This is a genomic window from Enterobacter sp. 725m/11 (assembly GCF_011683705.1).
In the GTDB taxonomy this organism is placed as follows: domain Bacteria; phylum Pseudomonadota; class Gammaproteobacteria; order Enterobacterales; family Enterobacteriaceae; genus Enterobacter; species Enterobacter bugandensis.
Genome location: NZ_JAAQOK010000021.1, coordinates 1 through 17943, shown reverse-complemented (window position 1 = coordinate 17943; position 17943 = coordinate 1). Strand labels below are relative to the sequence as shown.

The following is a 17943-nucleotide window of genomic DNA, read 5'->3' as shown; positions in this document are numbered from 1 at the left end:
CGTTGGTTTTGTCTCCACCAACGACGTGTTGATGTCGCATTAACCAACTAAAGGTTGACTTTATTTCACCGGATACGCTTTCGTAAAGCAATAGTAAGCTGATATTCTACCACACTATGAGCAAAACACATTTAACAGAACAGAAGTTTTCCGACTTCGCCCTGCACCCAAAAGTGATCGAAGCCCTTGAAACAAAAGGGTTTCATAACTGCACGCCCATTCAGGCTCTCGCCCTGCCGCTGACGCTGGCCGGTCGCGATGTTGCAGGGCAGGCGCAAACCGGTACCGGCAAAACGATGGCGTTTTTAACGTCAACGTTCCATTATTTACTTTCTCACCCAGCGATTGCAGACCGCAAAGTTAACCAGCCGCGCGCGCTAATTATGGCCCCGACGCGAGAACTGGCGGTACAGATCCATGCAGACGCTGAACCCCTGGCACAGGCTACTGGTCTGAAGCTTGGCCTGGCCTATGGCGGCGACGGCTACGATAAGCAGCTGAAAGTGCTGGAAAGCGGCGTGGATATCCTGATTGGGACCACCGGCCGTCTTATCGACTACGCCAAACAGAACCATATCAACCTCGGCGCCATCCAGGTTGTGGTGCTTGATGAAGCTGACCGCATGTACGATCTGGGCTTCATTAAAGATATCCGCTGGCTTTTCCGCCGCATGCCGCCGGCAAATCAGCGCCTGAACATGCTGTTCTCTGCCACCCTTTCTTATCGCGTACGCGAGCTGGCGTTCGAGCAGATGAACAACGCCGAGTATGTGGAAGTGGAGCCGGAGCAGAAAACGGGCCACCGGATTAAAGAAGAGCTCTTCTATCCTTCCAATGAAGAGAAAATGCGTCTGCTGCAAACGTTGATCGAAGAAGAGTGGCCCGATCGCGCCATTATCTTCGCGAACACTAAACACCGCTGTGAAGACATCTGGGGCCATCTGGCTGCCGACGGTCACCGTGTTGGCCTGTTGACCGGCGACGTGGCGCAGAAAAAACGCCTTCGTATCCTCGACGAGTTCACCCGTGGCGATCTTGATATTCTGGTCGCAACCGATGTGGCGGCACGTGGTTTACACATTCCGGCCGTGACGCACGTCTTTAACTACGATCTGCCAGACGACTGCGAAGACTACGTACACCGTATCGGTCGTACCGGTCGTGCGGGCGCAAGCGGTCACTCGATTAGCCTTGCGTGTGAAGAGTATGCGCTGAATCTTCCAGCCATTGAGACCTACATCGGTCACTCTATTCCGCAGAGTAAATACAATCCGGAAGCGCTGTTAAGCGAACTGCCGCCGCCTAAGCGTCTATCCCGCCCGCGCTCCGGCAATGGTCCGCGTCGTTCAGGCGGCGCACCGCGTAATCGTCGTCGTTCAGGTTAATACATTATGCTCAGCTCCACCTCGCTCTATGCGGCAATTGATCTCGGTTCGAATAGTTTTCATATGCTGGTTGTGCGTGAGGTGGCGGGAAGCATACAAACGCTGACGCGCATTAAGCGCAAGGTCCGCCTCGCGGCGGGCCTGAGCAGTGATAATTACCTCTCGCCTGAAGCCATGGAACGTGGCTGGCAGTGCCTGCGGCTCTTTGCTGAGCGTCTGCAGGATATCCCGCATGCTCAAATCACCGTCGTCGCCACAGCGACGCTCAGACTGGCGGTTAACGCCGTAGATTTTATTGCCAAAGCGCAGGAAATTCTGGGATGTCCGGTTCAGGTTATCAGCGGTGAAGAAGAAGCACGCCTGATCTACCAGGGCGTTGCCCACACCACCGGGGGTGACGATCGCCGTCTGGTGGTGGATATCGGCGGTGCCAGTACCGAACTGGTAACCGGCACCGGCGCGCAGGCGACGTCGCTGTTCAGCCTGTCGATGGGCTGCGTAACCTGGCTTGAACGTTACTTTACTGACCGGAATCTGGGTAAAGAGAACTTCGACGAGGCGGAAAACGCCGCGCGCGCAGTGCTACGCCCGGTAATGGACGAACTGCGCTATCACGGCTGGAAAGTCTGCGTCGGGGCTTCGGGTACCGTGCAGGCCCTGCAGGAAATCATGATGGCGCAGGGCATGGACGAGCGGATCACGCTTGCCAAACTTCAGCAGCTTAAACAGCGTGCCATTCAATGCGGACGTCTGGAAGAGCTGGAAATTGAAGGCCTGACGCTGGAACGTGCCCTGGTTTTCCCAAGCGGGCTGGCCATTCTGATCGCCATATTCACCGAATTAAATATCCAGTGTATGACCCTGGCCGGCGGCGCGCTGCGCGAAGGTCTGGTCTACGGGATGCTGCATCTGTCGGTGGATCAGGACATCCGCAACCGTACGCTGCGCAACGTCCAGCGTCGATTTCTGGTTGATATCGATCAGGCTGGCCGCGTATCACAGCTGGCATCACGCTTTGCCGACCAGGTCGCTAACGCCTGGGATCTTGATCATCTGAGCCGCGATTTATTGCTGAGCGCCTGTGCGCTGCACGAGGTGGGGCTCAGCATAGATTTTAAGCAGGCACCTGCTCACGCAGCGTATCTGGTGCGCAACCTGGATTTGCCGGGCTACACGCCCGCACAGAAAAAGCTGCTGGCAACGCTACTGCTGAACCAGACCAACGCCGTCGATCTCTCCTCTTTGCATCAGCAAAATGCCGTACCGCCGCGCGTGGCCGAGCATCTGTGTCGCCTGCTGCGTCTGGCAATTCTGTTTGCCAGCCGCCGCCGCGATGATTTGTTACCCGCCATTAATCTGCTAGCCGATGATGAGAAGCTGACGCTGACGCTGCCGGAAAACTGGATTGAGAATCACCCGCTTGGGGCAGAGATGATCGAGCAGGAGTGCCAGTGGCAGAGCTATGTGCACTGGGTGCTTGAGGTGAAGTAATACGCTGAACACTGCCGGGTGGCGGCTTAGCCTTACCCGGCCTACTCATCATTATCCCTTCTCTTTGGCTTTTGCCAGCATGGCGCGAATGTTCGCCACGTTAGCCTGTCCTTTGTGCATCCGCTCTTCCGCGGTAATCACTTTGCGCTCCTGTTCCCAGATCAGATCGTCCTGCGGCAGTTCCAGCAGGAAACGGCTGGGTTCCGGACGCACGAGTTCACCGTACTGACGGCGCTCTTTACAGAGCGTAAACGTCAGCTCCTTTTGCGCGCGGGTGATCCCCACGTAGGCCAGACGGCGCTCCTCGTCGACATTATCTTCATCAATGCTGCTCTGGTGCGGCAATAAACCTTCTTCCATACCGACCAGATACACATACGGGAACTCCAGCCCTTTTGACGCATGCAGCGTCATCAGCTGAACCTGGTCGGCCTCTTCTTCGCTCTCGCCGCGCTCCATCATGTCGCGCAGGGTAAAGCGGGTGACCACCTGCGTTAACGTCATCGGCTCATCTATCTCAGAGCCTTCCAGCATTTCGGTCATCCAGCTAAAAAGCTGGTTAACGTTTTTCATACGCATTTCTGCCGCTTTCGGGCTGGCAGAGGTTTCGTACAGCCAGGATTCGTAGTCAATGCCGTGGATCAGATCGCGTACCGCCGCCACGGGCTCGCGCTCAGCCAGGCGCTGCACTTCACCCAGCCAGTGGGTGAAGCGGGTTAAATTATCATACCCGCGCCCCGTCAGCGTCTGGCTCAGCCCCATATCAAAGCTGGCGGTAAACAGGCTCTTATTGCGGGTCATCGCCCATTCGCCCAGCTTTTGCAGCGTCGCCGGACCAATCTCGCGCTTTGGTGTATTCACGATGCGCAGAAACGCGCTGTCGTCATCCGGGTTCGTGAGCACGCGCAGATAGGCCAGCAGATCTTTAATTTCTGGCCGCGAGAAGAACGAAGTGCCGCCGGAAATTTTGTACGGAATGCGGTTCTGCATCAGCATCTTTTCAAAGACGCGCGACTGGTGATTGCCGCGATAGAGGATCGCGTAATCCTTGTATTCGGTTTTATTGACGAAGTGGTGGGCGATCAGTTCGCCCGTCACGCGCTCCGCCTCATGCTCTTCATTATTGGCGCTGAGCACCTTCAGCTCCGTACCGTAGCCAAGTTCGGAGAAGAGACGCTTTTCAAAAACGTGCGGGTTATTGGCAATCAGGATGTTTGCCGCCTTCAGGATGCGCCCGGAGGAACGGTAGTTCTGCTCCAGCTTAATCACCTGCAGCGCGGGGAAATCTTTGCTCAGAAGCACCAGGTTTTGCGGGCGTGCGCCGCGCCAGGAGTAAATTGACTGGTCATCATCGCCAACCACGGTGAAGCGCGCGCGCTGCCCCACCAGCAGCTTCACCAGCTCGTACTGGCTGGTGTTGGTGTCCTGATATTCATCCACCAGCAGGTAGCGGATTTTATTCTGCCAGCGCTCGCGCACCTCTTCATTTCGCTGTAAAAGCAGCGTCGGCAAGAGGATCAGATCGTCGAAGTCCAGCACGTTGCACGCTTTCATGTGCGCGTCGTACAGACCATAGCAGTGGGCAAAGATCCGATCCCGTTCGCCTTTGGCGATCGCCGCAGCCTGGGCCGGGGTCATCAGATCGTTTTTCCAGTTCGAGATCGTTGAGATCAGCTGCTGCAACAGCACCTTATCATCCTCGATCAGCCCCTCGGTGAGCTCTTTGAGTAACGCCACCTGGTCGGTGTCATCGAACAGCGAAAAGTTGGATTTCATCCCCAACGCGGCGTATTCACGTTTAATGATATCCAGCCCCAGCGTGTGGAAGGTAGAGATCATCAGCCCGCGCGCCTCTTTGCGCCCCAGCGTCTGGCCGACACGCTCTTTCATCTCGCGCGCCGCTTTGTTGGTAAAGGTAACCGCCGCAATGTGGCGGGCCTGATAGCCGCAGCCGCGGATCAGGTGCGCAATCTTATTGGTGATGACGCGCGTTTTACCGGATCCTGCGCCCGCCAGTACCAGACACGGTCCGGTTACAAATTCGACGGCTTGTTGTTGTCCGGGATTTAAACGCATAAATGATCGCTCAATGAAAGTCAGGAGGGGAGAATAACAGCGTGGTAGTATAGCGAGCCTAATCCATACCACTCAAGGCACGATCATGGCAAAAACAGCAGCAGCACTGCATATTCTTGTTAAAGAAGAGAAACTGGCTCTGGATCTTCTGGAGCAGATCAAAAACGGCGCCGACTTCGGCAAGCTGGCGAAGAAGCACTCTATTTGCCCGTCAGGCAAGCGTGGCGGCGATTTAGGCGAATTCCGTCAGGGTCAAATGGTTCCGGCGTTCGATAAAGTGGTCTTCTCCTGCCCGGTGCTGGAGCCAACCGGTCCGCTGCATACTCAGTTCGGTTATCACATTATTAAAGTGCTGTATCGCAAATAAAAAAGCCGGGTGGCGGCTGCGCCTTACCCGGCCTACATCTTACGTTTTGTAGGTCGGGTAAGCGAAGCGCCACCCGACAAGGTTGTTAACCTGCTACAGCAATACGTTTCATATCAGTCATGTAGCCGCGCAGTTTGTGGCCCACTTTCTCGATCTGGTGGCTGCGAATCGCTTCGTTTACGTCGCGCAGCTGCGCGTTGTCTACCGCACCTTCCGCAATCGCTTTACCCAGATCGCCCGTCTGCAGTGTGGTCATGAACTCTTTCAGCAGCGGTACGCAGGCGTAAGAGAACAGATAGTTACCGTATTCTGCGGTATCAGAGATAACCACGTTCATTTCGTACAGACGCTTACGGGCGATGGTGTTCGCGATCAGCGGCAGCTCGTGCAGAGATTCGTAGTACGCAGACTCTTCGATGATGCCGGAATCCACCATGGTTTCGAACGCCAGCTCAACGCCTGCTTTCACCATCGCAATCATCAGTACGCCTTTATCGAAGTACTCCTGCTCGCCGATTTTACCTTCATATTGCGGCGCGGTTTCGAACGCGGTTTTACCGGTCTCTTCACGCCAGGTCAGCAGTTTCTTGTCGTCGTTGGCCCAGTCCGCCATCATGCCGGAAGAGAATTCGCCGGAGATGATGTCGTCCATATGTTTCTGGAAAAGCGGCGCCATAATGGTTTTCAGCTGTTCAGACAACGCGTAAGCACGCAGTTTTGCCGGGTTGGACAGACGGTCCATCATCAGCGTAATACCGCCCTGCTTCAGCGCTTCGGTGATGGTTTCCCAGCCGAACTGAATCAGTTTTTCTGCGTATGCCGGGTCGGTACCTTCTTCCACCAGCTTGTCGAAGCAAAGCAGAGAACCCGCCTGCAGCATGCCACACAGAATGGTCTGCTCGCCCATCAGGTCAGATTTCACTTCCGCAACGAAGGAAGATTCCAGCACGCCAGCGCGGTGACCGCCGGTCGCCGCAGCCCAGGCTTTGGCAATCGCCATGCCTTCGCCTTTCGGATCGTTTTCCGGGTGAACTGCGATAAGCGTCGGCACGCCGAAGCCACGCTTGTACTCTTCACGCACTTCGGTACCCGGGCACTTCGGCGCCACCATCACTACGGTGATGTCTTTACGGATCTGCTCGCCCACTTCAACGATGTTGAAGCCGTGGGAGTAACCCAGCGCGGCGCCGTCTTTCATCAGCGGCTGTACGGAACGCACCACGTCAGAGTGCTGCTTGTCCGGCGTCAGGTTAACGACCAGGTCCGCCTGCGGGATCAGCTCTTCATAGGTACCCACTTTGAAGCCGTTTTCAGTCGCTTTACGCCATGAAGCGCGCTTCTCGGCAATCGCTTCTTTACGCAGGGCGTAAGAGATATCCAGACCGGAGTCACGCATGTTCAGGCCCTGGTTCAGGCCCTGGGCGCCACAGCCGACGATGACCACTTTTTTACCCTGAAGGTAGCTCGCGCCATCGGCAAATTCATCGCGCGCCATGAAGCGGCATTTGCCCAGCTGCGCCAGCTGCTGGCGCAAGTTCAGTGTATTAAAGTAGTTAGCCATGGGTGATACCTCGTGATGTTGTGTGTCTTATTGTTCGGTTCGCGTTTCAGCGAGAATGTACCCACATTACAACAGGAAATTTATTGCGGAAATTGATATATTCACAACATCACATTGCAATTTTTGCAATGTAAAAAGAGGGAGTGGAATCGGTGGATTTACGCGATCTAAAAATGTTCCTGCACCTGGCGGAAAGCCGTCACTTTGGCCGCAGCGCCCGGGCGATGCACGTCAGCCCGTCCACGCTTTCGCGCCAGATCCAGCGCCTTGAGGAAGACCTCGGCCAGCCGCTTTTCGTGCGCGATAACCGTACCGTTACCCTTACGGAAGCAGGCGACGAGCTGCGCATCTTTGCCCAGCAGACGCTGTTACAGTACCAGCAGCTGCGGCACTCTATTGATCAGCAGGGGCCATCACTCTCCGGTGAGCTGCATATTTTTTGCTCCGTGACCGCCGCCTACAGCCATCTGCCCCCCATTCTCGACCGCTTCCGCGCAGCGCATCCGTCGGTTGAAATTAAGCTCACCACCGGCGACGCCGCCGACGCAATGGAAAAAGTGGTGACCGGCGAAGCGGATCTCGCCATCGCCGGAAAACCCGAAACCCTGCCGGGCGCGGTGGCGTTCTCGATGCTGGAGAATCTGGCGGTGGTGCTGATTGCCCCGGCGCTGCCCTGCCCGGTGCGTAATCAGGTATCGGTAGAAAAACCGGACTGGTCGACGGTGCCGTTTATCATGGCCGATCAGGGGCCGGTGCGCCGCCGCATCGAGCTGTGGTTCCGCCGTCAGAAAATCAGCAATCCGTCGATTTACGCCACCGTTAGCGGTCATGAGGCGATGGTGTCGATGGTGGCGCTTGGCTGCGGCGTGGCGCTGCTGCCGGAAGTAGTGCTGGAAAACAGCCCGGAACCGGTGCGTAATCGCGTGATGATTCTGGAGCGCAGCGACGAGAAGACGCCGTTTGAGCTAGGCGTGTGCGCACAAAAAAAGCGGCTGCATGAGCCGCTTATTGATGCGTTCTGGACGATATTGCCGAACCACTAGCCAGCCAGAAAGAACCTGAACGCCGGGTTGTGGGTTTCGTCGTGGCACTCATAGCCCAGCTCGTTCAGCCGCGTTTCGAAATCCGGCTCGTGCTCGCCCAGCTCGAACGCCGCCAGCACGCGCCCGTAGTCGGTGCCGTGGCTGCGGTAGTGGAACAGGGAGATGTTCCAGTGCGTGCCGAGCGTGTGCAGGAACTTGAGCAGCGCGCCCGGCGATTCCGGGAACTCGAAGCTGAACAGGCGTTCCTGGAGCGGCTTTGAGGGACGCCCGCCAACCATATAACGCACGTGCAGCTTCGCCATTTCATCGTCGGACAGATCGACCACGCTGTAGCCGCCTTCATGCAGCAGGCTGAGGATCTCTTTACGTTCCTCCACGCCACGGCTCAGACGCACGCCGACAAAAATGCAGGCATCTTTCGCATCGGCAAAGCGGTAGTTGAACTCCGTTACCGAACGTCCCCCCAGAAGCTGGCAGAACTTGAGGAAGCTGCCCTTTTCTTCCGGAATCGTCACCGCCAGCAGCGCTTCACGCTGTTCGCCCAGCTCGCAGCGCTCGGAAACGTAGCGCAGGCCGTGGAAGTTCACGTTCGCACCAGAGAGCACGTGCGCCAGACGTTCGCCGCGAATGTTGTGCTGGGCGATGTATTTTTTCATCCCCGCCAGCGCCAGCGCGCCGGACGGCTCCGCCACCGCACGTACATCTTCGAACAGATCTTTCATTGCCGCGCAAATGGCGTCGCTGTCGACGGTGACGATATCGTCCAGATACTCCTGGCACAGACGGAACGTTTCATCGCCAATGCGCTTCACCGCCACGCCCTCGGCAAACAGCCCAACGCGCGGCAGGTCTACCGGATGACCGGCGTCCAGCGCCGCCTTCAGGCAGGCAGAGTCTTCCGCCTCAACGGCGATGACTTTGATCTGCGGCATCAGCTGTTTAATCAGCACCGCCACGCCTGCGGCCAGCCCGCCGCCGCCCACCGGGACGAAGACGCGGTCGAGATGGGCATCCTGCTGCAACAGCTCAAGCGCCAGCGTGCCCTGCCCGGCAATCACCATCGGGTGATCGAACGGCGGCACCCAGGTAAAGCCCTGCTGCTGCGCCAGCTCAATCGCTTTGGCTTTGGCTTCGTCAAAATTCGCGCCGTGGAGCAGCACTTCCCCGCCAAAACCGCGCACCGCGTCGACTTTGATGTCCGCGGTAGCAACCGGCATCACGATCAGCGCTTTCAGACCCAGACGGGCCGAGGAGAAGGCAACGCCCTGGGCGTGGTTGCCCGCCGACGCGGTAATGACGCCGCGCGCTTTCTGCTCATCCGTCAGCCCGGCCATCATCGCGTAGGCACCGCGCAGCTTAAAGCTGTGCACCGGCTGGCGGTCTTCACGCTTCACCAGAATGACGTTGTCGAGGCGCGAGGAGAGTTTTTCCATTTTTTGCAGGGGCGTGACCTGCACGGCTTCATAGACCGGCGCGCGTAGCACCGCTCTCAGGTATTCCGCCCCCTCAGGGGCGGCGGATAAGGGTTGTGACTCGGCCATCATTAGCCCCCAAGTTTAGATTTATCGCGCACCGCGCCTTTATCTGCACTGGTTGCAAGGCTCGCATAGGCGCGCAGGGCGAAGGAGACTTCGCGCTGGCGATCTTTCGGCGTCCAGGCTTTGTCGCCGCGGGCTTCCTGCGCTTCACGACGGGCCGCAATCTCCTGGTCGCTCAGCTTCAGCTGAATGCCGCGATTCGGAATGTCGATTTCGATCAGGTCGCCATCTTCGATGATCGCGATGTTGCCGCCGCTTGCCGCTTCCGGGGAGACGTGGCCGATGGAGAGACCAGACGTGCCGCCGGAGAAACGCCCGTCGGTGATCAGCGCGCAGGCTTTACCGAGGCCCATCGATTTCAGGAAGGTGGTTGGGTAGAGCATCTCCTGCATGCCCGGGCCGCCTTTCGGCCCTTCGTAGCGAATGACAACCACGTCGCCTTCCACCACTTTGCCGCCGAGAATCGCGTCTACCGCTTCATCCTGGCTTTCGTACACTTTCGCCGGACCGGTGAATTTCAGGATACTGTCGTCCACGCCTGCGGTTTTCACGATGCAGCCGTTTTCCGCAAAGTTACCGTACAGCACCGCCAGACCGCCGTCTTTGCTGTAGGCGTGCTCCAGCGAGCGGATGCAGCCTTCAGCACGGTCGTCATCCAGCGTGTCCCAGCGGCAATCCTGCGAGAACGCCTGGGTGGTGCGAATACCTGCAGGGCCGGCGCGGAACATCTTTTTCACCGCGTCGTCTTTGGTCAGCATCACGTCGTATTGATCCAGCGATTCCGGCAGCGTCAGGCCGAGGACGTTTTTCACGTCGCGGTTCAGCAGCCCGGCGCGATCCAGCTCGCCCAGGATACCGATGACGCCACCCGCGCGGTGCACGTCTTCCATGTGGTACTTCTGAGTACTCGGCGCGACTTTACACAGCTGCGGCACTTTGCGGGAGAGCTTGTCGATGTCGCTCATGGTGAAGTCGATTTCGGCTTCCTGCGCGGCGGCCAGCAGGTGCAGAACGGTGTTAGTGGAGCCGCCCATGGCGATATCCAGCGTCATGGCGTTTTCGAACGCCGCTTTACTGGCGATATTGCGCGGCAGCGCGCTGGCATCGTCCTGCTCGTAGTAGCGTTTGGTCAGCTCAACGATACGTTTACCGGCGTTGAGGAACAGCTGCTTACGGTCGGCGTGGGTCGCCAGCAGCGAGCCGTTGCCCGGCTGGGAAAGGCCCAGCGCTTCGGTCAGGCAGTTCATGGAGTTGGCCGTGAACATGCCGGAACAGGAGCCGCAGGTCGGGCACGCGGAGCGTTCCACCTGATCGCTCTGTTCGTCAGAGACTTTCGGGTCTGCACCCTGGATCATCGCATCGACCAGGTCGAGCTTGATGATTTTGTCGGAGAGCTTGGTTTTACCCGCCTCCATCGGACCGCCGGAGACGAAGATCACCGGAATGTTCAGACGCAGGGAGGCCATAAGCATCCCCGGGGTGATTTTGTCGCAGTTGGAGATACAGACCATCGCATCGGCGCAGTGGGCGTTGACCATATACTCCACCGAGTCGGCGATCAGCTCGCGCGACGGCAGTGAATAGAGCATTCCCCCGTGGCCCATTGCGATACCGTCATCCACCGCAATGGTGTTGAACTCTTTCGCCACGCCGCCGGAGGCTTCGATTTGCTCGGCAACCAGCTTACCGAGATCGCGCAGATGCACGTGGCCCGGTACAAACTGGGTGAAGGAGTTCACCACGGCGATAATCGGCTTGCCGAAATCGGCGTCGGTCATTCCGGTGGCGCGCCACAGTGCGCGGGCACCCGCCATGTTACGGCCGTGGGTGGTGGTGGCTGAACGATACTTAGGCATGCTTTATTGACTCCCGTCTGACTATTTAATGGGACGGTGCGTGCCGTCCCACATTTATATTTAGTGATTAACCTGATCCAACCAGCCGTATTTATCTTCTGTTTCGCCGGTGAAGAGGCCGAAGAACGCTTGCTGAATGCGCTTGGTGACCGGGCCACAGCGGCCTTCGCCCACCTGGATACCATCTACGCTGCGAACCGGCGTGATTTCAGCCGCGGTACCGGACATGAACACTTCGTCTGCCAGGTAGAGGGATTCGCGGGACAGCACCTGCTCGCGCACTTCGATACCGAGGTCTTTCGCCAGCTTGATGATCGCATCACGGGTGATGCCCGGCAGCGCGGAAGAGGTGAACGGCGGGGTAAACAGAATGCCGTCTTTTACTTCAAACAGGTTTTCGCCCGCGCCTTCTGAGATGTAGCCGTTCATGTCGAGGGCGATGCCTTCCTGATAGCCGTGGCGGCGCGCTTCGCTGCCGACCAGCAGTGAGGAGAGGTAGTTACCGCCCGCTTTTGCGGCGGTCGGGATGGTGTTTGGCGCCACGCGGTTCCAGGAAGAAACCATTGCGTCGATCCCCTGATCCAGTGCTTCTGCGCCCAGGTAGGCGCCCCACGGGAACGCAGCAATGATCACATCGGTGTTGTAACCGGCCGGCGGGTTCACGCCCATGCCCACGTCACCCACGAAGACCAGCGGACGAATATAGGCGCTGGTCAGTTTGTTCTGGCGAATCACTTCGCGGCAGGCTTCCATCAGCTCATCAACGCTTTGAGAGACCGGGAAACGATAAATTTTGGCTGAGTCATGCAGACGCTGCATGTGTTCGCGATGGCGGAACACCACTGGCCCTTTGTGAGAATCGTAGCAACGGATGCCTTCAAACACGGAGGTACCGTAGTGCAGCGCATGGGACATCACGTGAACTTTCGCGTCTTCCCAGCGAACCATCTCACCATTGAACCAAATGTAATCAGCTTTTTTTGTCGTCATTTTTTCGTCCTGTCACGCTCAAGCGCGGATTTGTTGTGATGTGGTTGTGCTCTGGCAGATGGCAACATGGGCAACGTCTACCAGCTTTGATAACTGACTAAACAGTAAGTCGACCGGCCGCGGGCTGGCAACGGTTAATTCGATACTGATGTTCTGGGCGTCGGTGGCCGTTTCCATATTCATAGAGCAAATCTGAAAACCACGGTGGCGAACCACGCGCAATACGCGTTCTAACGTTTCCGGGTTGAAGCGAGCCTGCACGGCGACCTGATGTTGCATCATGATAATTTCTCCAGCATTTGTGAGTTACTGGCACCGGGCGGTACCAACGGCCAGACGTTCTCAAGCTCGTCGATTGAGACATGAAGCAGGTATGGCCCTTCGCTTGACAGCATGGTGTCGAGTGCCGCTTCAACCTGGTCTTTACGGGTGATGTGCTGGCCAGGAATGCCGAAGGCGCTGGCCAGGGTGAGGAAATCGGGGTTATCGGTCAGGGTTGTCTCGCTGTAACGCTCCTGGAAGAACAGCTGCTGCCACTGGCGAACCATCCCTAAACGCTGGTTATCGAGCAACACGATCTTCAGCGGTAACTGCTTGCGCTTCACGGTGCCGAGCTCCTGAACGTTCATCATGAAGGAGCCGTCACCGGAGATACAGATGACGGTATCGTTCGGGCGGGCCACCTGTGCGCCAACGGCTGCCGGCAGGCCAAAGCCCATCGTGCCTAAGCCGCTGGAGGTGATGAAGTTCTCCGGGCGGGTGTAGGTCATGTGCTGGGCTGACCACATCTGATGCTGGCCCACATCGGTCGTCACCACGCTGTCGGCGGGTTTACGGTCGGACAACTGCTTCAACAGCAGCGGCGCATAGATGGCATCGCCTGGGTGATCGTAACGCCAGGCATGCTCAGCGCGCATGTCTGCGGTGTGCTGACGCCATGCGTTGATATCCAGCGGCTGCTCCAGCGCCGGTAACAGCGCGTTAAGATCGCCCTGCAACGCCACGTGCGCCTGACGCAGTTTGTTCATCTCCGCCGGGTCGATATCCATATGGATCACTTTGGCATTCGGCGCGAAGGTATTCAGCTTGCCGGTGACGCGGTCATCGAAACGGGCGCCTGCGACGATAAGCAAGTCGCACTCCTGCACCGCCAGGTTTGCCGCTTTAGTGCCGTGCATTCCCAGCATGCCGAGGTAGTACGGGTAGTCCGCGTCTACCGCACCCAGACCTTTCAGGGTGCAGGTGGCGGGCATTTGCGTGGTTGCAAGGAACGCGCGAAGCGCCGGAACAGCCTGCGCCATCCCCACCCCGCCGCCGACGTACAGCATCGGCTGCTTCGCCTGCGCCATCATCTGACGCGCCTCTTCAACCTCTGCATGCGGAAACGCATCGTCGCTTTTCACGGTGGAGAAATGCGGCTCCAGATCGCCAGGTGCAACCTGGATATCTTTCGGGATATCCACCAGAACCGGGCCAGGACGGCCAGAACTGGCAACCTCGAACGCTTCGGCCATCACGCGCGGCAGCTCTTCGAGGGACTGAACGAGGAAGCTGTGCTTGGTGCAAGCCAGCGATAAGCCGAGGACGTCTACTTCCTGGAAGGCATCGGTGCCGATGAACGGAGAGGCCACCTGACCGGTAATCGCCACGACAGGGACGGAATCGAGCAGCGCGTCAGCCAGGCCGGTGATCAGGTTCGTTGCGCCCGGACCTGAGGTCGCCATGCATACACCGGTTTTACCTGTCGCGCGGGCATAACCAATGGCTGCCATCGCTGCGCCCTGCTCGTGCCGGCACAAGAGGTGTTCCACGCCGCCGTCATACAGTGCATCGTAAATCGGCATAATTGCGCCACCCGGATAACCGAATACGGTTTCGACTCCCTGCGCGCGCAACGCATGTACTACCCATTGTGCCCCATTCATAGTTAGTTCCCCGTCATAAATCTGGAGAAACAGAATTTTGTGCTAGTCGTCATTCTCTGCTCCTCATTTAAGTTTTTTAGTCATAAAAAAACCCCCGGACCTTTCGGTGCGGGGGTCTTAGTTCGTTAAGGCTTGATTTCTAAGCCTTTCCTCGTCCAAGTGCAGCCCCGCACGGTGGGATAATAATCACCACCACGCTAATCACGACCAGGCTAATCACTCGTAGAAGGGCTGTCATTTTCAGTTCTTTTTGCATCTTGTTCGAAGGAATACCTAAAGAGTTATCACAGTTTTTAAATCAAACACAAGATTTATTTATGAAGGATTTGGTTAGCAAGCGAACCAAATTTTATGAACGCATTGTTTTATATGAGGAAATTTAGAAGTGAATATTTTTCATTTTTTTTATTGCAGAGCTAACCGTTAAAGCGCGCCTTTTTACATTTTGCGAGTGTGCTTCCACGGTTATGCAATGGTTTCAATGCTCCCTGAAAATCTCTGAACAGGCGGCGTAAATACGTAAAAAGAGGCTAAACAGAGAAAACAGGCACTGGCATAGTCAGACCAGGAGGTAGTACAAATGTCACTGTCAGTTGTTTATACGCGAGCAGCTCTCGGGGTAAAGGCTCCGCTTATTTCCGTAGAGGTTCATTTGAGTAATGGGCTGCCCGGACTCACGCTTGTCGGGTTACCTGAAACCACGGTTAAAGAGGCCAGAGACCGCGTTCGTAGCGCAATAATAAACAGCGGTTATACCTTCCCCGCAAAGAAGATCACCATCAACCTTGCTCCCGCTGACCTGCCCAAAGAGGGTGGGCGATACGATTTACCTATCGCAATTGCGCTTCTCGCGGCTTCTGAGCAGCTTAATACGACCAGGCTAGGCTCGTATGAGTTCGTGGGTGAACTCGCGCTCACAGGCGCACTGAGAGGCGTTCCCGGTGCGATATCGGGAGCGCTGGAAGCCATACGTGCAGGGCGGCAAATCGTTGTGGCCAATGAAAACGCATCAGAAGTGAGTCTTATTGCAGAAAAGGGATGTCTCATCGCCGGGCATCTTCAGGAAGTGTGCGCCTGGCTGGAAGGCCGCCATGAACTGTCCGAGCCGGAAGAGTGCGACGAGGCTATAGCGGATGCGCCAGAAGACCTCAGCGAGATCATGGGACAGGAGCAAGGGAAACGGGCGCTGGAGATTACGGCAGCGGGTGGGCACAATCTCCTGCTAATTGGCCCGCCGGGTACGGGCAAAACCATGCTGGCGAGCAGGCTAAGCGGGTTGCTCCCGCCGCTTAATAACCATGAAGCGCTGGAAAGCGCCGCCATCTATAGCCTGATCGGTTCGACGTCGTTGCACAAACAGTGGCGTCGACGTCCCTTTCGTTCCCCGCATCATAGCGCGTCACTGACGGCAATGGTCGGCGGTGGGTCTATTCCGGGGCCGGGTGAGATCTCGCTGGCACACAATGGCATTCTGTTTCTCGATGAGTTGCCTGAGTTTGAGCGCCGCGTGCTGGATGCGCTGAGGGAGCCCATTGAATCCGGTGAGATACATATTTCACGCACGCGAGCCAAAATAAGCTATCCCGCCCGTTTTCAGCTCGTGGCGGCGATGAACCCCAGTCCGACGGGGCATTATCAGGGCAACCATAACCGCTGTACGCCAGAGCAGACGCTGCGCTATCTGGGAAAGCTGTCTGGCCCGTTTCTCGACCGTTTCGATTTATCACTGGAAATCCCCCTTCCGCCGCCGGGCCTACTCAGGCAGACGGATAGACTGGGTGAAAGCTCCGCGCATGTTCGCGAACGGGTTATCGCGGCACAGGCGAGACAGTATGCCCGTCAAAACAGGCTGAATGCACGACTGGATAATGCAGGGATCCGACAGTTTTGTTCTCTTAACGTTGAAGATGCGGCTTGGCTGGAGGAGACGTTGACGCGCTTTGGGCTTTCCATACGTGCGTGGCAGCGCTTGTTAAAAGTAGCCAGAACCATTGCGGACGTGGAGGGCTGTACTGATATTGCGAGGAAACACTTGCAGGAAGCGCTGAGCTATCGGGCGATTGATCGTTTGCTTTTGCATCTGCAAAAGTTACTGGCATAAAAAAAGGGGCCGTAGCCCCTTTTTTTATTAGTCGTCAGACTCGGTGTAGTCTTCTGCACCTTCCATCTGCGGTTTACCGCCAGACAGCGTATGGAAACGTTTTGGACGCTTAATGCGAGCCATGTACTTGATCCATACACGTTCTGCTTCAGACTGCGGCTCACGCTCACCACGGCACACTGAGACAAACTGTTTTTCATCTTCAGTTGCAGGCTCACGTTTACCCAGATCCAGCTCGTTAAAGGCATAACCATGACGCTCAAGCAGCTGCGCCTCTTTGATGGTGAAATCGCCGTGACGAGAGAACCCGCGCGGATAATGTTTATTGTCGAAAAAACGATTAGTCGTCGTAAAGCTTTCCGCCATCCTACACGCTCCTAATTCTTTGGCCGAGCTATTTATGGCGCGGAGTATTAGTTACGCTTGACAGAGTGTAAAACAAAACATTTAAATCATAACGACAAATTATTTTGCGGAGAAAGATGTGGATACGGAATTGCTAAAAACTTTCCTTGAAGTGAGCAGAACGCGTCACTTCGGGCGAGCCGCTGAAGCCCTTTACCTGACGCAGTCAGCAGTCAGTTTTCGTATTCGACAGCTGGAAAATCAACTGGGTGTGAATCTTTTTACCCGCCATCGCAACAATATCCGCCTCACGCCTGCCGGTGAAAAACTGCTTCCGTATGCGGAGACATTGATGAATACCTGGCAGGCAGCGCGCAAAGAGGTTGCGCATACGTCGAGGCACAACGAGTTCTCGATAGGGGCCAGCGCATCTCTGTGGGAATGCATGCTCAGTCAGTGGCTTACCCGGCTATATCACTCCCATGGGCATTTACAATTTGAAGCCAGAATTGCGCAACGTCAGTCGCTGGTTAAGCAACTTCATGAGCGTCAGTTGGATCTGCTGATCACTACAGAAGCCCCCAAGATGGACGAATTTAGCAGCCAGATTGTTGGACAGTTCAGTCTGGCTCTTTATGCTTCTGAACCTTCAAAGATGAAAGCAGACCTGACCTATTTGCGGCTGGAGTGGGGACCTGATTTTCAGCAACATGAGATGGGATTGATCTCACCTGATGATGTTCCACAGTTAACAACCAGTTCTGCCGAGATTGCCTGTCAGCAACTTCCCTTGCTGAAGGGTTGCACCTGGTTACCAGTCCGTTGGGCAGACACCAAGCCTGGACTGCATACCGTGGTGGATTCCACTACCCTTTCGCGGCCGCTGTATGCGATTTGGCTGCAAAATAGCGACAAGCAATCGCAAATAAAAGATCTATTAAAAATCAATGTAATGGATTGATGCTGAGGCCAGCAGGGACGCTGGCTGCATTTAAGAATGGTGAAATTTCACCGGGTTTCAGGCAAAAAAAAATCCTTTGCCGAAGCAAAGGATTCTATATGGCAGGGGCGGAGAGACTCGAACTCGCGACACCCGGTTTTGGAGACCGGTGCTCTACCAACTGAGCTACGCCCCTAAAGTTTTTTGCCATTAAGCCTGCCATTACTGGCAGGCTTAACGTCTTAATAAGTGGCGGAACGGACGGGACTCGAACCCGCGACCCCCTGCGTGACAGGCAGGTATTCTAACCGACTGAACTACCGCT

The 17943-nt window shown here is 56.5% G+C and carries 16 protein-coding genes and 1 tRNA gene; 6 read left to right on the top strand and 11 right to left on the bottom strand.

What is annotated here, in order from left to right:
* Positions 1 to 116: 116 nt before the first annotated feature.
* A complete protein-coding gene (gene rhlB, locus HBA26_RS11005) occupies positions 117 to 1385 on the top strand; it encodes an ATP-dependent RNA helicase RhlB (protein ID WP_028014815.1) in 1269 nt (422 codons plus the stop codon).
* A gap of 6 nt (positions 1386 to 1391) precedes the next feature.
* Positions 1392 to 2876 (top strand): guanosine-5'-triphosphate,3'-diphosphate diphosphatase, encoded by a 1485-nt coding sequence (gppA, locus tag HBA26_RS11000; RefSeq protein WP_047366695.1) that lies wholly within the window; start codon positions 1392 to 1394, stop codon positions 2874 to 2876.
* Positions 2877 to 2927: 51 nt separating this feature from the next.
* Here the strand turns inward: gppA and rep are convergent, their stop codons facing one another.
* Positions 2928 to 4952 (bottom strand): DNA helicase Rep, encoded by a 2025-nt coding sequence (gene rep, locus HBA26_RS10995; protein ID WP_028014817.1) that lies wholly within the window; start codon positions 4950 to 4952, stop codon positions 2928 to 2930.
* A gap of 85 nt (positions 4953 to 5037) precedes the next feature.
* On the opposite strand from rep, the gene ppiC reads away from it, so the two are divergent.
* Positions 5038 to 5319, top strand: a complete 282-nt coding sequence (ppiC, locus tag HBA26_RS10990; RefSeq protein ID WP_004886861.1) for a peptidylprolyl isomerase PpiC — start codon at positions 5038 to 5040, stop codon at positions 5317 to 5319.
* Between the two features lie 85 nt (positions 5320 to 5404).
* On the opposite strand, the gene ilvC is transcribed toward ppiC, so the two are convergent.
* Positions 5405 to 6880 carry a ketol-acid reductoisomerase gene (ilvC, locus tag HBA26_RS10985; protein ID WP_021242831.1) on the bottom strand — a complete coding sequence of 492 codons (1476 nt, stop codon included), beginning with the start codon at positions 6878 to 6880 and terminating at the stop codon, positions 5405 to 5407.
* A gap of 152 nt (positions 6881 to 7032) precedes the next feature.
* Between ilvC and ilvY the strand changes: the two genes are divergently transcribed.
* Positions 7033 to 7923, top strand: a complete 891-nt coding sequence (gene ilvY, locus HBA26_RS10980; RefSeq protein ID WP_088204696.1) for an HTH-type transcriptional activator IlvY — start codon at positions 7033 to 7035, stop codon at positions 7921 to 7923.
* Here the strand turns inward: ilvY and ilvA are convergent.
* The 7 genes from ilvA to ilvL form a co-directional block, all read right to left on the bottom strand.
* Complete coding sequence (ilvA, locus tag HBA26_RS10975) at positions 7920 to 9464, bottom strand: threonine ammonia-lyase, biosynthetic (RefSeq protein WP_088204713.1); 1545 nt, start codon at positions 9462 to 9464, stop codon at positions 7920 to 7922. The genes ilvY and ilvA overlap by 4 nt on opposite strands.
* Positions 9465 to 9466: 2 nt before the next feature.
* Positions 9467 to 11317, bottom strand: coding sequence for a dihydroxy-acid dehydratase (gene ilvD / locus HBA26_RS10970; protein WP_047366694.1), 1851 nt, complete (start codon positions 11315 to 11317; stop codon positions 9467 to 9469).
* Positions 11318 to 11377: 60 nt separating this feature from the next.
* A complete protein-coding gene (gene ilvE, locus HBA26_RS10965; protein WP_166720904.1) occupies positions 11378 to 12307 on the bottom strand; it encodes a branched-chain-amino-acid transaminase in 930 nt (309 codons plus the stop codon).
* Between the two features lie 18 nt (positions 12308 to 12325).
* On the bottom strand, positions 12326 to 12589 hold the full coding sequence (gene ilvM / locus HBA26_RS10960; RefSeq protein WP_003860184.1) for an acetolactate synthase 2 small subunit: 264 nt from the start codon (positions 12587 to 12589) through the stop codon (positions 12326 to 12328).
* On the bottom strand, positions 12586 to 14232 hold the full coding sequence (gene ilvG, locus HBA26_RS10955; protein WP_069733812.1) for an acetolactate synthase 2 catalytic subunit: 1647 nt from the start codon (positions 14230 to 14232) through the stop codon (positions 12586 to 12588). The genes ilvM and ilvG overlap by 4 nt, the downstream gene beginning before the upstream one ends.
* Positions 14233 to 14234: 2 nt before the next feature.
* The gene (gene ilvX / locus HBA26_RS22805) at positions 14235 to 14285 is read right to left on the bottom strand and encodes a peptide IlvX (protein ID WP_166792073.1); all 51 of its coding nucleotides are present in this window, start codon (positions 14283 to 14285) and stop codon (positions 14235 to 14237) included.
* Positions 14286 to 14371: 86 nt separating this feature from the next.
* Entirely contained in the window at positions 14372 to 14470 is a 99-nt protein-coding gene (gene ilvL / locus HBA26_RS10950; RefSeq protein ID WP_001311244.1) for an ilv operon leader peptide, read from the bottom strand.
* Positions 14471 to 14812: 342 nt separating this feature from the next.
* On the opposite strand from ilvL, the gene HBA26_RS10945 reads away from it, so the two are divergent.
* Positions 14813 to 16333 (top strand): YifB family Mg chelatase-like AAA ATPase, encoded by a 1521-nt coding sequence (locus HBA26_RS10945; protein WP_059357708.1) that lies wholly within the window; start codon positions 14813 to 14815, stop codon positions 16331 to 16333.
* A 27-nt stretch (positions 16334 to 16360) separates the two neighbouring features.
* Here the strand turns inward: HBA26_RS10945 and HBA26_RS10940 are convergent, their stop codons facing one another.
* Positions 16361 to 16699, bottom strand: a complete 339-nt coding sequence (locus HBA26_RS10940; protein WP_008501577.1) for a DUF413 domain-containing protein — start codon at positions 16697 to 16699, stop codon at positions 16361 to 16363.
* 118 nt (positions 16700 to 16817) lie between these two features.
* Between HBA26_RS10940 and hdfR the strand changes: the two genes are divergently transcribed.
* The gene (gene hdfR, locus HBA26_RS10935) at positions 16818 to 17639 is read left to right on the top strand and encodes an HTH-type transcriptional regulator HdfR (RefSeq protein ID WP_088204694.1); all 822 of its coding nucleotides are present in this window, start codon (positions 16818 to 16820) and stop codon (positions 17637 to 17639) included.
* Between the two features lie 99 nt (positions 17640 to 17738).
* Here the strand turns inward: hdfR and HBA26_RS10930 are convergent.
* A tRNA-Trp gene (locus tag HBA26_RS10930) sits at positions 17739 to 17814 on the bottom strand.
* Positions 17815 to 17943: the final 129 nt, after the last annotated feature.

Bases quoted from the DNA above. Each gene is read 5' to 3' on its own strand.
- rhlB (WP_028014815.1), top strand. From the start codon at position 117: ATGAGCAAAACACATTTAACAGAACAGAAGTTTTCCGACTTCGCCCTG.
- gppA (WP_047366695.1), top strand. From the start codon at position 1,392: ATGCTCAGCTCCACCTCGCTCTATGCGGCAATTGATCTCGGTTCGAAT.
- rep (WP_028014817.1), bottom strand. From the start codon at position 4,952: ATGCGTTTAAATCCCGGACAACAACAAGCCGTCGAATTTGTAACCGGA.
- ppiC (WP_004886861.1), top strand. From the start codon at position 5,038: ATGGCAAAAACAGCAGCAGCACTGCATATTCTTGTTAAAGAAGAGAAA.
- ilvC (WP_021242831.1), bottom strand. From the start codon at position 6,880: ATGGCTAACTACTTTAATACACTGAACTTGCGCCAGCAGCTGGCGCAG.
- ilvA (WP_088204713.1), bottom strand. From the start codon at position 9,464: ATGGCCGAGTCACAACCCTTATCCGCCGCCCCTGAGGGGGCGGAATAC.
- ilvD (WP_047366694.1), bottom strand. From the start codon at position 11,317: ATGCCTAAGTATCGTTCAGCCACCACCACCCACGGCCGTAACATGGCG.
- ilvE (WP_166720904.1), bottom strand. From the start codon at position 12,307: ATGACGACAAAAAAAGCTGATTACATTTGGTTCAATGGTGAGATGGTT.
- ilvM (WP_003860184.1), bottom strand. From the start codon at position 12,589: ATGATGCAACATCAGGTCGCCGTGCAGGCTCGCTTCAACCCGGAAACG.
- ilvG (WP_069733812.1), bottom strand. From the start codon at position 14,232: ATGAATGGGGCACAATGGGTAGTACATGCGTTGCGCGCGCAGGGAGTC.
- ilvL (WP_001311244.1), bottom strand. From the start codon at position 14,470: ATGACAGCCCTTCTACGAGTGATTAGCCTGGTCGTGATTAGCGTGGTG.
- HBA26_RS10945 (WP_059357708.1), top strand. From the start codon at position 14,813: ATGTCACTGTCAGTTGTTTATACGCGAGCAGCTCTCGGGGTAAAGGCT.
- HBA26_RS10940 (WP_008501577.1), bottom strand. From the start codon at position 16,699: ATGGCGGAAAGCTTTACGACGACTAATCGTTTTTTCGACAATAAACAT.